12 protein-coding genes are annotated in these 12,979 nt (G+C 72.6%); 4 read left to right on the top strand and 8 right to left on the bottom strand.

Features of this window, described 5'->3' with window-relative positions; all coding sequences use genetic code 11:
• Nucleotides 1-2 precede the first annotated feature (2 nt).
• A complete protein-coding gene (locus ACFYWL_RS06725; RefSeq protein ID WP_386968321.1) occupies nt 3-710 on the bottom strand; it encodes an amino acid-binding protein in 708 nt (235 codons plus the stop codon).
• 149 nt (nt 711-859) lie between these two features.
• Here ACFYWL_RS06725 and ACFYWL_RS06720 point away from each other — a divergent pair, with 149 nt between their 5' ends.
• Nucleotides 860-1,972 carry a phosphotransferase family protein gene (locus ACFYWL_RS06720; RefSeq protein WP_386968319.1) on the top strand — a complete coding sequence of 371 codons (1,113 nt, stop codon included), beginning with the start codon at nt 860-862 and terminating at the stop codon, nt 1,970-1,972.
• Nucleotides 1,972-3,183 carry an acyl-CoA dehydrogenase family protein gene (locus ACFYWL_RS06715; RefSeq protein WP_386968316.1) on the top strand — a complete coding sequence of 404 codons (1,212 nt, stop codon included), beginning with the start codon at nt 1,972-1,974 and terminating at the stop codon, nt 3,181-3,183. The genes ACFYWL_RS06720 and ACFYWL_RS06715 overlap by 1 nt, the downstream gene beginning before the upstream one ends.
• 24 nt (nt 3,184-3,207) lie before the next feature.
• On the opposite strand, the gene ACFYWL_RS06710 is transcribed toward ACFYWL_RS06715, so the two are convergent.
• From ACFYWL_RS06710 to ACFYWL_RS06685, 6 genes are all read right to left on the bottom strand, one after another.
• A complete protein-coding gene (locus tag ACFYWL_RS06710) occupies nt 3,208-3,831 on the bottom strand; it encodes a hypothetical protein (protein ID WP_386968313.1) in 624 nt (207 codons plus the stop codon).
• A gap of 178 nt (nt 3,832-4,009) precedes the next feature.
• Nucleotides 4,010-5,056: a LacI family DNA-binding transcriptional regulator gene (locus tag ACFYWL_RS06705; protein ID WP_386968310.1), complete on the bottom strand. Its 1,047-nt coding sequence runs from the start codon at nt 5,054-5,056 to the stop codon at nt 4,010-4,012.
• 88 nt (nt 5,057-5,144) lie between these two features.
• Nucleotides 5,145-6,578, bottom strand: coding sequence for a GH1 family beta-glucosidase (locus tag ACFYWL_RS06700; RefSeq protein ID WP_386968306.1), 1,434 nt, complete (start codon nt 6,576-6,578; stop codon nt 5,145-5,147).
• Nucleotides 6,575-7,474 carry a carbohydrate ABC transporter permease gene (locus ACFYWL_RS06695; protein WP_386968304.1) on the bottom strand — a complete coding sequence of 300 codons (900 nt, stop codon included), beginning with the start codon at nt 7,472-7,474 and terminating at the stop codon, nt 6,575-6,577. Before ACFYWL_RS06695 ends, ACFYWL_RS06700 begins: the two co-directional genes overlap by 4 nt.
• Before the next feature lie 13 nt (nt 7,475-7,487).
• Nucleotides 7,488-8,474, bottom strand: coding sequence for a carbohydrate ABC transporter permease (locus ACFYWL_RS06690; protein ID WP_386968300.1), 987 nt, complete (start codon nt 8,472-8,474; stop codon nt 7,488-7,490).
• A gap of 215 nt (nt 8,475-8,689) precedes the next feature.
• Nucleotides 8,690-10,003, bottom strand: a complete 1,314-nt coding sequence (locus ACFYWL_RS06685) for an ABC transporter substrate-binding protein (protein ID WP_386968297.1) — start codon at nt 10,001-10,003, stop codon at nt 8,690-8,692.
• A 697-nt stretch (nt 10,004-10,700) separates the two neighbouring features.
• Here ACFYWL_RS06685 and ACFYWL_RS06680 point away from each other — a divergent pair.
• Nucleotides 10,701-11,312, top strand: a complete 612-nt coding sequence (locus tag ACFYWL_RS06680) for a hypothetical protein (RefSeq protein ID WP_386968293.1) — start codon at nt 10,701-10,703, stop codon at nt 11,310-11,312.
• A gap of 148 nt (nt 11,313-11,460) precedes the next feature.
• On the opposite strand, the gene ACFYWL_RS06675 is transcribed toward ACFYWL_RS06680, so the two are convergent.
• Nucleotides 11,461-12,006: a plasmid pRiA4b ORF-3 family protein gene (locus ACFYWL_RS06675; protein WP_386968291.1), complete on the bottom strand. Its 546-nt coding sequence runs from the start codon at nt 12,004-12,006 to the stop codon at nt 11,461-11,463.
• 152 nt (nt 12,007-12,158) lie between these two features.
• Between ACFYWL_RS06675 and ACFYWL_RS06670 the strand changes: the two genes are divergently transcribed.
• Nucleotides 12,159-12,944 (top strand): pyrimidine reductase family protein, encoded by a 786-nt coding sequence (locus tag ACFYWL_RS06670; protein WP_386968288.1) that lies wholly within the window; start codon nt 12,159-12,161, stop codon nt 12,942-12,944.
• Nucleotides 12,945-12,979: the final 35 nt, after the last annotated feature.

The following is a 12,979-nucleotide window of genomic DNA, read 5'->3' as shown; positions in this document are numbered from 1 at the left end:
TCTCAGCCGCCGGCCACCACCGGCGGCGCGCCCACCAGGTCCAGCCGGTCACCGAGGATCACCGCGCTGGCCCGGACCAGCTGGGCGAGCCGGTCCACCTCCGTGGAGTGGAACGCGGCGGGGCTCAGCGCCTCGGTGTGGTCGCGGGACACCACCAGCACCAGGCCGGCCCGGCCGAACGGCGCGATCGCGTAGTGGGTGCCGTCGGGCGCGGTCATCGCGCGGGCCCGCAGCGGGGTGATCTCGGGCAGACGGGGCGGGACCGGCACCCGCCAGCTCGCGTGCGCCACCGTGGCGTCGCCGCCCCCGCCGCCGGTGCGCGAGGCCCAGTCCAGCGGGACCACCGCCGCCACCGACCAGTCCGCGGCGAGCAGCCCCGGCACCGCGTCGACCAGCGTGGCCAGGCCGTCGGCCGGGTTGCCGGCCACCTGGGCCAGCAGCTCGGCGTCCTGCCCCGTGGTGGTCGGCGCGCCGATCGCCCGCCAGACGCCGTCGACCCGCACGCCGGGGATGGCGGCCAGGCCGGCGAGCAGCCGCTCGACCCGGGATGCGCCCGGCCACACCACGGTGAAGTCGTCGACCGCCCGCCCGCCGAGCCGTTCCAGGACGACGACCTGGACGATGTCGGCACCGGAGACGCCGAGCGTGCGGGCCACCTGGCCGAGCGTGCCGGGACGGTCCGGCAGGGTCACCCGAACTCTCAGCAACATGATCGTCCCTCCGCTCGGCAGGCCGGCGCAGGGCGGCCGGCAGGCTGGGCACCAGCCTGCCGGTTGACCATTTCGTCCCTGTTGCCGTGCCGTGTCCCAGGGGAAAATCCCACCTTGACAAGGTGCGTGAGCTGCCATCAACTAGTCGGATGACCGATCCGGCCGTCGTCGACCCACGCACCGGCCCCGGTGCGGACGCCCCGAAAGGTCTGGATCTCGACCGGCTCGCCGCCCACCTGGCCGTGCACCGCCCCGAGCTGGCCGGCCCGCCGCTGCGGGCCCGGCTCATCGCCGGCGGCAAGTCCAACCTGACGTACGCCCTGCGGGCCGGCGCGGGGGCGAGCGGTCGGGAGGTGGTGCTGCGCCGGCCGCCGCTGGGCCACGTCCTCGCCACCGCGCACGACATGGCCCGGGAGCACCGGGTCATCTCCGCGCTCGCCCCGACCGCCGTGCCGGTGCCGGCGGCGCTGCTGCTCTGCACGGACACCGCCGTGCTCGGCGCGCCGTTCTACCTGATGGAGAAGGTCGACGGCGAGGTGTTCCGCAGCCGGTCACAGACCGACGCGCTGACCGCCGGGCAGCGCCGCGGCCTGGCCATGGCGATGATGGACACCCTCGCCGACCTGCACGCGGTCGACCCGGCCGCCGTCGGGCTGGCCGACTTCGGCCGCCCCGAGGGCTTCCTCGGCCGGCAGGTGCGGCGCTGGGCCGGGCAGCTCGACCGGTCCCGCAGCCGCCCGTTGCCCGGCATCGACGAGCTGCGCGACGCGCTCGCCGCCTCGGTGCCCGAGGGCGTGAACGCCGGGCGGATCGTGCACGGCGACTACCGGCTGGACAACCTGCTCGCCACGGTCGACGCCAGCACGGCCACCGGGGGCGCGGTGTCGGTGCGGGCGGTGCTGGACTGGGAGATGGCCACCCTCGGCGATCCGCTGGCCGACCTCGGGCTCCTGTTGACGTACTGGGACGTGCTCGGCGACAGCGACGCCGCCGCCGGCAACCCCGTCGCCGACGGGCTCGGCCCGCGCGCCGGCTTCCCCGCCGGGCGCGAGCTGATCGAGCGGTACGCCGGGCGCGGCGACGTCGACGTCGGCCCGCTGCACTGGCACGTCGCCCTGGGCTGCTTCAAGCTCGCGGTGATCTGCGAGGGGATCCACTACCGGCACACCCTCGGGCAGACGCTCGGCGGGGGCTTCGACCGGATCGGCGACATGGTCGCGCCGCTGGTGGAGCATGGTCTGCGCGCAGTCAGGGAGCAGTGATGGACTTCCAGTTCGACGCCCGCACCGAGAAGCTGCGCGCGCGGCTCGGCACGTTCCTGCAGGAGTGCGTCCACCCGGCGGAGGCGGTGCACGCCGCGCAGGTCGCGGCGGCCGGCGACCCGTGGGCCCGCTCCCCCGTGCTGGCGGAGCTGAAGGCCGAGGCGCGGCAGCGCGGCCTGTGGAACCTCTTCCTCACCGACCCCCGCTACGGCGCGGGCCTGACCAACCTCCAGTACGCGCCGCTGGCGGAGCTGACCGGGCGCAGCCCGCACCTGGCCCCGGAGGCGGTCAACTGCGCCGCGCCGGACACCGGCAACATGGAGCTGCTCGCCGAGTTCGGCTCCGAGGCGCAGCGGGACCGCTGGCTGGTTCCGCTGCTGGAGGGGGAGATCCGCTCGGCGTTCTGCATGACCGAGCCGGAGGTGGCCTCCTCCGACGCCACCAACATCGCCACCCGGATCGTCCGCGACGGCGACTCCTACGTGATCGACGGGCGCAAGTGGTGGTCGTCCGGGGCGATGGACCCGCGCTGCGAGATCTTCATCGTGATGGGCAAGACCGACCCCGGGGCCGACCGGCACCGCCAGCAGAGCATGGTCCTGGTCCCCCGGGACACCCCGGGCGTGACGGTGCGGCGCGGGATGACGGTGTTCGGCTACAGCGACGCCCCGCACGGCGGCCACGCGGAGATCGACTTCACGGGCGTACGGGTGCCGGTGGAGAACCTCATCGGCGCGGAGGGGGCGGGCTTCGCCATCGCCCAGGCCCGCCTCGGCCCGGGGCGCATCCACCACTGCATGCGGCTGGTGGGCATGGCCGAACGGGCCCTGGAGCTGCTCTGCCGCCGGGCCAACCAGCGGATCGCGTTCGGCCGCCCCCTGGCCGAGCAGGGCGTGGTGCGCGAGTGGATCGCCGAGTCCCGGGTCCGCATCGAGCAGGCCCGGCTGCTGGTGCTCAAGACCGCCTGGCTGATGGACACCGTCGGCAACAAGGGCGCGCACACCGAGATCCAGGCGATCAAGATCGCCACTCCGGCGATGGCGGAGTGGGTGATCGACAAGGCCATCCAGGGGTACGGCGGCGCGGGCGTCAGCCAGGACACCCCGCTCGCCGGGCTCTGGGCCCAGGCGCGCACCCTGCGCCTCGCCGACGGCCCGGACGAGGTCCACCGTTCCTCGCTGGCCAAGCGGGAGCTGCGCCGCTGGGCCTGACCGGGCGCGTCGCCGCGGGGTCGCTCAGACCGACACCAGGTCGAGCCAGGCGATGTTGTTGTTGTAGCGCACGTTGGTCAGGGTGTCGGCGGTCATGAACGGCAGCGGGTCGTTCGGCGACTCCCAGACAGCCAGCAGGGAGAAGTGACCGGGGCCGGGCACCGCGGTCCACGCGACCTGCACCGTCGTCACGCCCGTGGGCACGGTGACGGCCCGCGAGGCGACCGGCATCCAGCCCAGCGGCCAGGACAGGCTGCCGCCCGGGTTCGTCCGGTAGAACCGCAGGGTCCCGCTGTCGGTGCCCGACCCGTACGGCCCGGGGTTGCGCAGCTTGACGAAGATGTGGCTGGTCGAGCCGGCGACGGGAAACTCGCTGGTCGCGCACTCCACCGGCGTCGGGCAGACCTTGACGTCCGGGCTGGCCCAGACCCTGGTGGCCGGGTACGGCTGGAGGCCGGCGTCGTCGACGGCGTCCCGCATCCAGACGTCGGTGACGGACATGATCCGGGCGGGCTTCGCGGCCGGTCCGGCGGTGGCCGCCCGGGCGGCAGCGGCCGGGCCCGTGGCGGTGGCCAGCAGGCCGGCGAGGAGCGGCCCGGCGCACAGGGTCAGGGCCAGGCGGCGGGCGCGGCTTCCGAGGATTGCCATCACAGCGGTCTCCCGTCGACGGTGACGCCGGCCCGGAGGACTCCCCGCACCGGCATGGTCTCGACTTCAGGAGCCGGCCGCACAAAGCGGTGATACCGACCGGCGGCCCGGGACTTCCCAGATGACGCCAGGCCGGATCAATCAGACAGCCCGCCTCCCCGTCGGGCCGTGGGCCCACTCAGGCGGAGGCGCGGCGGACCATGTGGGTGTCGAGGAGGATGTGGTCGGTCGGGATGTCCTCGCCCCGGATGCGGGACACCAGCAGGTGGGCCATCTGCCGGCCCATCTCCTCGACCGGCTGGAAGACGGTGGTCAGCGGCGGCTCGGCCTGCCGGGCCACCGGCGCGTCGTCGAAGCCGATCACCGCCACGTCGTCCGGCACCCGCCGGCCGGCCTCGCGCAGCGTCCGCAGCGCCCCGAAGGCCATCAGGTCGGAGGCGACGAAGACCGCGTCGAGATCCGGGCAGACCTCCAGCAGCCGGCGCATGCAGGCCGCCCCGCTGCCCTCGCTGAAGTCGCCGTACGCGATGAGGTCGGGGTTGAGGCCGGCCCCGGTGGCCTGGACGGCCTCCCGGTAGCCGGTCAACCGGGCCAGGCCGGCGCCCATGTCCTGGGTGCCGGCGATGGTGGCGATGCGCCGCCGCCCCCGGGCGAACAGGTATTCCACCGCGTGCCGGGCGCCGCCGACGTTGTCGACGTCGACGTAGTACGCGGGCTGCGCGCCCGGCTGGAGCATCCGCGCCGGCCGGCCGCCCAGCACGGTCGGCAGGCCCCGCTCCTCCAGCAGGGTGGGCAGCGGGTCGGAGTCGTGCAGCGACAGCAGCAGGACGCCGTCGACGTGCTGGTTGGTGAGGTGGTGCTCGACGCGTTCCCGCTCCACCGGCGACTGGGCCATGGCCAGCCAGAGCTGCATCGGGGTCTCCAGCAGGCCCGAGCTGATCCCCCGGACGATGCCGGCGAAGAACGGCTCGGTGAAGACCCGGTCCCCGGACTCGGAGACGACCAGGGCCACCGAGTCGGTCCGCTGGGTCACCAGGGCCCGGGCGGCGCGGTTCGGCACGTACCCCAGTTCGGCGATGGCCTGTTGCACGGCGGCCCGGGCCTCCGGGCTCACCTGGGGTGAGCCGTTGACCACCCGGGAGACCGTGCCGCGCCCGACGCCGGCGCGCGCGGCGACCGCGTCAAGGGTCGGGCGCCCGAGCGACCGGGTGCGCTGCGTTGTCATCGTCTGCTCCTCCGACATGGGCGGCCCGGTGCGCCCCCCGGGTGGGGGGACGGGCATCGGGACCGCCCGTACTGGCTGGCCGTGTGCCCTATTGTGCGGCCAGACCGTTGCGTCGGATCACCTCGGCGTACCACCTGGCGCTGGACTTGGGGATGCGGACCTGGCTGTCGTAGTCGACGTACACCATGCCGAAGCGCTTGGCATAACCCCAGGCCCACTCGAAATTATCCATCAGCGACCACGCGAAGTAGCCCCGCAGGGGCACCCCTGCACCGATCGCCGCGTGTGCCGCCCGCAGGTGCGAGTCGAAGTAGGCCAACCGGTCGGCGTCGTCGACCTGACCGTCGACCACAGTATCAACGAAAGCGGAACCGTTTTCGGTCACGTAGAGCGGCAGGTCGGTGTAGTCGCGATGCACCCGTTCCAGGGTCTCGACGAGCCCGGGGGCGTCGATCTCCCAGTCCATGTCGGTCATCGGGACACCCCGGGTGACGAACCGGACGTCCTCGCTGCCCGGCCAGCACGTGGGCGCCCGCCAGTACGCCTCCGGCTGCTCCCCGTCGACCGGGGCGGCGACCACGTGCCGGCTGTAGTAGTTGATCCCGACCAGGTCCAGCGGCGTCGAGATGACCGCCAGGTCGCCGTCGCGCACGTGCCCGAAGTCCGTCACCGCAGCCAGGTCGGCCCGCAGGTCCGCCGGGTACGACCCGCGCAGCACCGGGTCGAGGAAGAACCGGTTCGCCAGCCCGTCGATCCGCCGGGCCGCGTCCGCGTCGGCCGGCGAGTCGGTGGCCGGGGTCACCGGATACAGGTTGACGGTGATGCCGAGCTGGGCGTCCGGCCGGGACGCCCGCAGCGCCTGGACCGCCAGGCCGTGCCCGAGCATCAGATGGTGCCCGGCCCGGACCGCGTCCGCCCCGTCGGTACGCCCCGGCGCGTGCGCGCCCGAGCCGTACCCGAGGAACGCCGAGCACCACGGCTCGTTGAGCGTGGTCCAGTAGCGCACCCGGTCGCCGAGCGCGTCCGCGACGAGCCGGGCGTAGTCGGCGAACCGGCCGGCGGTGTCCCGGGCCGGCCAGCCGCCGGCGTCCTCCAGGGGCTGCGGCAGGTCCCAGTGGTAGAGGGTCAGCCACGGCTCGATGCCGTGGCCCAGCAGCTCGTCGACCAGCCGCCGGTAGAAGTCCAGCCCTTCGGCGTTGGCCGGACCCGAGCCGCCCGGCTGCACGCGCGGCCAGGACACCGAGAACCGGTAGGACTTCAGGCCCAGCTCCGCCATGAGCCGCACGTCGTCGGGCATCCGGTGGAAGTGGTCGCAGGCCACGTCGCCGGTGTGCCCGCCGACGGTCCGGCCCTCCGTGTGGCTGAAGGTGTCCCAGATCGAGGGGGTACGGCCGCCCGCCGTGGCCGCGCCCTCGATCTGGTACGCCGCGGTCGCGGCCCCCCACAGGAAGCCGGGCGGGAAGGTGAGGGCCGCGCCCTGGTCGAGGACGGCGACGGCGGGTGGACGGGTCGGATCGCTCACGACTTGACGGCACCTTCCATGATCCCGCCGATGATCTGGCGGCCGAACAGGACGAACACGACGAACAGCGGCAACGTGGCGACCAGCGTGCCCGCGAAGATCTGCGAGTTGTCGGCGAAGTAGGCCGTGTTGAGGCTGCGCAGCGAGATCTGCACGGTCGGGTTGGCCGGGTCGGCGAGCACCACGAAGGGCCAGAAGAACTGGTTCCACTGCTCCATGAAGGTGAGCAGGCCCAGCACCGCCGCCGCCGGCCGCAGCGCGGGGACGACGACGTGCCAGTAGACGCGCCAGGTGGAGCAGCCGTCCACCCGGGCGGCCTCGATCAGCTCGTTGGGCACGGCCTGCTCGGCGTACTGGCGCATCATGAAGATGCCGAAGCCGCCGATGAGGAACGGCACGGTGACCGACGGCATGGTGTTCAGCCACTCGAGCTTGGCCATCAGGATGTAGAGCGGCAGCACGCCGAGCTGGATCGGTACCATCATCGAGGCCAGGATGATCAGCAGCATCGCGTTCTTGCCGCGGAAGCGCAGCTTGGCGAAGGCGAAACCGGCCAGCGAGCCGAAGAAGACGGTGGCGATGGTGATCGTCCCGGAGACCAGGAACGAGTTCATCAGCCCCTTGACGATGTTGGCGTCGCCGTTCTCCAGCACCCGCTGGATGTTCTCGCCGAGCTTGCCGCCGGGCAGGAACGGCGGCGGCCAGGAGTTGGCCGCGTCGTTCGTCCGGGACGCGATGACGATCATCCAGTAGAACGGGAACAGCGAGAGGATCACGCCGAGGACCAGGCCGACCCAGGTCAGCGGGGTCGCCTTCCAGATCCGGTCGGCCTTGTGCGCGTCGCGCGGCGGCCTGCCGGACGGGCGCGCGGGTGGGCGGAGCGTCGTGGTCGTCATCTGGGCGCAACCCTCACTTGTCGGAACTGATGCGGCGGGCGAGCAGGTAGTTCACCAGCGACACCAGCGCGATGAGCAGGAACAGCACGAGGGCGACCGCGCCGGCGTACCCCCAGCGGAAGCGCGTGTTCATCACGTCGAGCAGGTACATGGTGATGGTCTGGAACTGCCCCTCGGAGCCGCCGGAGAGCGCCCCCGCGCCGCTGGTGAACATCAGCGGCTCGGTGAAGAGCTGGAGCCCGCCGATGGTCGAGACGATCAACGTGAAGATGATCGTCGGGCGGAGCTGCGGGATGGTGATCGACCAGAATTGCCGACGCCGCGACGCGCCGTCCAGCGCCGCCGCCTCGTACATGTCCTTGCTGATCGACTGCATGGCGGCCAGGTAGATCAGGGCGTTGTAGCCCACCCAGCGCCAGTCGACCATGGTGGAGATGGCGAACCAGGAGGCGAAGCGGTTCGCCCGCCAGTCGATCGGGTCGAGGCCGACCAGGTCGAGCAGCCAGTTGGCGAGGCCGAACTCCTTGGCGTAGATCATCGAGAAGATCAGCGCCACCACGGCGGTGGAGGTGATGATCGGCATCGCGATGGCCATCCGGAAGAAGGTCTGCGCCCGCAGCTTCCGGTTCAGCGCGTTGGCCAGCACCAGCGCCAGCATCAGCTGCGGCACGGTGGAGAGCAGGAAGATGCCGAACGTGTTGACGACCGCGTTCCAGAACTGCGGGTCGTCGGTCAGCAGCTCGACGAAGTTGTCCAGGCCGACGAAGCTGATCGTGGCGTTCAGCGGCGACCGGTCGGTGAGCGCGATCCAGACCGTGTAGATGATCGGGTACGCGCTGAAGACCGCGAAGATCACGAAGAACGGCAGGACGTACAGGTACGGGGAGAACTTCAGGTCCAGCCGGGTGAAAGGGGCCGGGCGACGGTGCGCGGCACGGGCGGAGCGGGCGGGTTCACCGCCCCCGCCGGGGGGCGCTGCGGTGTGGAGGTCCAGGCTCATCGACGGTCCTTCTCGTCGGTCGGCGCGACCCGTCCGCGCGGGCGGCGCCGGGGGGTTACCGGCCTTCCGCGTGGGCGGCCGGGGAGTTGCCGGCCTTCCGCGCGGGCGGCGCCGGAGGATTGCCGGCCCGGCCACTCGGGCGCACCGGGCTTACCGGGCACCGCGGGTGGCGCCGACAGTCGCCTGTCGACGCCACCCGTGGTCGGTCCGGCCGGTCACTTACCGGCGGCCTCGCCGTTCTTCAGCGCTGCTTCCCACTGCTCGGCGGCGGGCTTGCCCTGCTCGACGGCGCGCAGGGTGTTCTCCACCGCGGTACGGACGGCCTGGTTCTTCGGGCCGAGGTAGACCGGCTTCAGCTCGCTCGCACCGGCGGCGAAGATCTTGCCGACCGGGGCGTTGGTGAAGTACTCGTTGGTCGAGTCGGCGACGGCCGGGTCGGCCAGGGCCTGCGGCGACGACGGCAGGTTGCCGACCTTCTTGAACGCCTCGATCTGGCCCTTGGCGCTGGTCAGGAACTTCACCAGCTCGGCGGCCTCCTTGGCGTGCTTGCTGGACTTCGGCACGGCCAGGAAGGAACCGCCCCAGTTGCCGCCGTTGCCGGGGGCCTTCGCGACGTCCCACTTGCCGGCGGCGGAGTCACCGGCCTGGCCCTTGATGACACCGGTCATCCAGGCGGGGCAGGCGATGGTGGCGAAGGTGCCGTTCTTGAAGCCGGCGTTCCACTCGTTCGAGAACGACTGGAGGTTGTTCGACAGGCCCGCGGCGATCATCTTGGTGGTGAGGTCGTACGCCGTCCGCACGTCCGGGTTCTCGCCGATGACCAGCTTGTTGCTCTTGTCGTAGTAGGTGTAGCCGGAGCCGTTGCCCGCGGTCTGCATCAGCACGACGTTGTAGAAGTTGGTCGCCGAGTCGACGAACTTGTGCTTCTTGTCGGCGGCGACGAACTTCTGGCCGGTGGCGATGAACTGGTCCCACGTCGGCCAGAGCGCGCCGACCTCTTCGCGGTCGGTCGGCAGGCCGGCGGCCTTGAACAAATCGCTGCGGTAGCACAGCGCCATCGAGCCGACGTCGGTGCCGAGGCCGAGGACCGCGCCGTCCGGGGTGGTGCCCTGCTCCCACTTCCACGGCAGGTAGTTGGACTTGAGGTCGTTCGCGCCGTGGTCGGCCAGGTTCACGAACTTGTTGGCCTGGGCGTAGAACTGGACGATCGTGCCCTCCTCGAGGGCCACCACGTCTCCGGCACCGGCGCCGGCGGTGATCTGCTGGGTGAGGCGGGTGTTGTAGTCGGTCAGGCCGAGGCCCTTGCCCCGCTGCTCGATCTTGACGTTCGGGTGCTCCGCCTCGTACTGCTTGTAGAGCTCGTCGTAGCCGAAGCCCTGGTCGCCGAAGACGTCGACGACGAGCTTGATCGGGCCGTCGCTGCTGCCCGAGTCCGAGTCGTCGCTGCCGCAGGCTGAAGTGGTGGCAATCATCGCGACGGACGCGAGCGCGATGGCCGCGAGCCGCCGGCGACGGATTGGGACGCTCATCCGAGACCCCTCTTTCGGTGGTGAGGCTGTGTCATGTGGTGGGGGGTGCTGTGCAGGCGCTCGCGGCCGACGGCCGGAGCCCACGGTCGACACTCGGCGCCGCTGCGGAGAGATCCGCGACACAGCCCCGGGAGCGCTCCCATGAGACTGGAGGAGAGTCCCCAGGGTGTCAATAAGCCGTTGGGAGCGTTCCCAGATCGTTACCGCCGTGTGTCGGAACTATCGCTACGGCGCGTCAAAGGCGGCGTGACCCGCCGGTGGCCGCCCACCGGAGGCGTCATGTCGGGGATGTGGCGGCATCCCGCGCCGTTGACACCGCCATCTGCCCGACATCCCGTCACCCCCGGCCGGGCTGGGCGGTTTGTCCGGCCTCGGCGGACCGGGCCGGGGTGGGGTGGGGCGGGGCGGGGCGGGCTGGGGTGGTGACCGGCGGCACCCCCGGGCCGGAATCCCGGCCGGGCCGGGGTCGTTACACCTGACGGACCACCGAAGCAGCCCCCGCACCCTGGGTGTCGTCGCCCCCCGGAATGCGGGCCGGCCGCCGGTCGTTACACCCGGACCCGGCGCCGCACGGCAGCCACCCCCTCGTTCGTTCTGAGTTCGTTGTTCGGGCGCCTCGACGTGGTGCTCGCGCACCCCCTCACCGTCCCCCCTTGCGGGCGTGGGGTGCGCCGACCCCCGGATTGGAGACACCCCCATGAACACGACCATCCTGCGCAAGAGCATCCTCGGCATCGCCGGACTCGCCTTCGCCGGCGGCATCGCCGCCGGACCCCTCCACACCACCACCCCCGACGCCGGCACCAGCGCGGTCGACGCCCGGCCCGTCGCCGCCGTGCAGGCCGACAAGCCCACCGCCGGGGTCGACACCGGCAAGCTCATCCCCCACGGCGTGCAGGGCGCGCAGTCGCGCATCGACCTCGACACCGAACAGACCGCCAACGCCAAGGCCATCATCGCCGCCACGAAGAAGGCCGGCCTCGACGAGCGGGCCGCGGTCATCTCGATCGGCACCGCCCTGCAGGAGTCGAAGCTGCAGAACCTGGGTCACCTGGGTGACCGCAACGACCACGACTCGCTGGGCCTGTTCCAGCAGCGCCCGTCCAGCGGCTGGGGCTCGCCGGAGCAGATCACCGACCCCGAGTACGCCACCACGGCGTTCCTCAAGGGCCTCAGGCAGGTCGACGGCTGGCAGGACAAGGCCCTGACCGACGCCGCCCAAACCGTGCAGGTGTCGGCGTACCCCGACGCGTACGCGCAGTGGGAACAGCAGGCCGCCGACCTCGTCACCCAACACTGGAACAGCTGACACACGCACACGCACATGTGCCGACGGCCGGACCCCCGACCACCAAGGGGCCCGGCCGTCGGCGTCCCCACCACCCCGCCCAGCGTGGCGTTAACAAGGGGCCCTTCCTCTACAGAAAGCGTTAACAAGGGGCCCTTCCTTGCACACCTCAGCAGAGGTGGCGCAGGAGGGTGGCGGCGCGGGCCGGGTCGAAGGCGTCCGGGTCGTACGCCTCGCCGGCCCAGTCCAGCAGCCGCTCGCGCTCCGGGTGGGCGGGGTCGGCGAGCGCGGCCAGCAGCACCTGGTGCCCGGCGGGGCCGCCGACGTCCTCCGGTGGGCAGGCCCGCTCGCCGGCCAGGCAGGTCGGGTACCGCTCGTCCGGGTCGGCGGAGACGGCGTCCTCGACGACGATGTCGTGCTCCCACCAGTCGCCGAAGTCGTAGGTGTAGTGGAAGCGGCTGCCCTTGCCGAGCACCGCGTCCAGCCGCACGTCCAGCTCGTCGCGCACGGCGAGCTCCCCGTCCGGGTCGGGCTCGGCGTACTGCGTGCCGTCGATCTCGAACGAGTGCAGGTGGCAGTCGCGCCAGCCCATCGCGTGCTGCACGACCCGGTGCAGCCGGTCCAGCGTGTAACCGGCGGGGACCAGCACCCGCCGCCAGACGAGCGGCTGGACCCCGACGAGGGACACCTTCAGCTGGAAGATCTGACGTGGCATGTGCTGCCCCCTCCCTCCACGACATAGGCTGCCCGCATGATCTGCCGAGCCTGCCGGGAACGGCGGCACGACGAATGCCCGGGCCGGAAGTGGTGCGACTGCCAGCACCGTACCCCCGAACCGACCCCTCCGGTCACGGGTCCGGCCGGCGAATGAGCGCCGGAGCCGCGATCTTGCGCCTCTGGCCGGCCCCGTCGGCGGCCGGCCTGGACGACGCGGAGCTGACCGCGCTGTACGGCCGGGCGGGCCGTCCCCACCTGCGGGTGAACTTCGTGACCAGCGTCGACGGCGCGGTCTCGCTCGACGGCTACTCGGCGGGGCTCTCCGGCGCGCCGGACAAGCGGGTCTTCGGCCTGCTGCGGATGCTCTGCGACGGGCTGCTGGTGGCCGCCGGGACGCTGCGGCACGAGGGGTACGGCGCGGTGCGGCTCGACGCGGCGCGGCGGGCCTGGCGGCGCGCGCACGGGCTGGCCGAGTATCCGACCCTGGTGGTGGTCTCCGGCTCGCTGGACCTGGATCCGGCGCAGGCCGCCTTCGCCGACGCGCCGGTGCGCCCGGTCGTGCTCACCCACGCCGCCGCCGAGGCGCCGCCGGGCCTGGCCGAGGTGGCCGACCTGGTGCGCTGCGGGACCGACCGGGTGGATCTCGCCGCCGGGCTGGCCGAGCTGCGCCGGCGCGGCCTCGGGCAGGTGCTCTGCGAGGGCGGCCCGCACCTGTTCGGCGCGCTCACCGCCGCCAACCTGGTCGACGAGGTCTGCCTCACCGTCGCGCCGCTGCTCGCCGGGGCCGGGCCGGGGCGAATCGCGGCCGGGCCCGCCGGCGGGCACCGGGAACTGCCGCTGCGGCACGTGCTGGCCGCCGCCGACGGCGTGCTGCTGCTCCGCTACGCCCGCGACGCCGACGCGACCCCGACCCGCGCACCGGCCGCCGGTCCGTAGCCGGGGCGCAGGCCGCGGGGCCGGGGCGCGGGGGT

The sequence above is a fragment of the Micromonospora sp. NPDC002575 genome (assembly GCF_042889525.1).
Classification (GTDB): domain Bacteria; phylum Actinomycetota; class Actinomycetes; order Mycobacteriales; family Micromonosporaceae; genus Micromonospora; species Micromonospora carbonacea.
The sequence above is the reverse complement of the archived record's forward strand: the minus strand, read 5'-3'. Positions and strand labels throughout refer to the sequence as shown.

Bases quoted from the DNA above. Each gene is read 5' to 3' on its own strand.
- ACFYWL_RS06725 (WP_386968321.1), bottom strand. From the start codon at position 710: ATGTTGCTGAGAGTTCGGGTGACCCTGCCGGACCGTCCCGGCACGCTC.
- ACFYWL_RS06720 (WP_386968319.1), top strand. From the start codon at position 860: ATGACCGATCCGGCCGTCGTCGACCCACGCACCGGCCCCGGTGCGGAC.
- ACFYWL_RS06715 (WP_386968316.1), top strand. From the start codon at position 1,972: ATGGACTTCCAGTTCGACGCCCGCACCGAGAAGCTGCGCGCGCGGCTC.
- ACFYWL_RS06710 (WP_386968313.1), bottom strand. From the start codon at position 3,831: ATGGCAATCCTCGGAAGCCGCGCCCGCCGCCTGGCCCTGACCCTGTGC.
- ACFYWL_RS06705 (WP_386968310.1), bottom strand. From the start codon at position 5,056: ATGACAACGCAGCGCACCCGGTCGCTCGGGCGCCCGACCCTTGACGCG.
- ACFYWL_RS06695 (WP_386968304.1), bottom strand. From the start codon at position 7,474: ATGACGACCACGACGCTCCGCCCACCCGCGCGCCCGTCCGGCAGGCCG.
- ACFYWL_RS06690 (WP_386968300.1), bottom strand. From the start codon at position 8,474: ATGAGCCTGGACCTCCACACCGCAGCGCCCCCCGGCGGGGGCGGTGAA.
- ACFYWL_RS06685 (WP_386968297.1), bottom strand. From the start codon at position 10,003: ATGAGCGTCCCAATCCGTCGCCGGCGGCTCGCGGCCATCGCGCTCGCG.
- ACFYWL_RS06680 (WP_386968293.1), top strand. From the start codon at position 10,701: ATGAACACGACCATCCTGCGCAAGAGCATCCTCGGCATCGCCGGACTC.
- ACFYWL_RS06675 (WP_386968291.1), bottom strand. From the start codon at position 12,006: ATGCCACGTCAGATCTTCCAGCTGAAGGTGTCCCTCGTCGGGGTCCAG.
- ACFYWL_RS06670 (WP_386968288.1), top strand. From the start codon at position 12,159: ATGAGCGCCGGAGCCGCGATCTTGCGCCTCTGGCCGGCCCCGTCGGCG.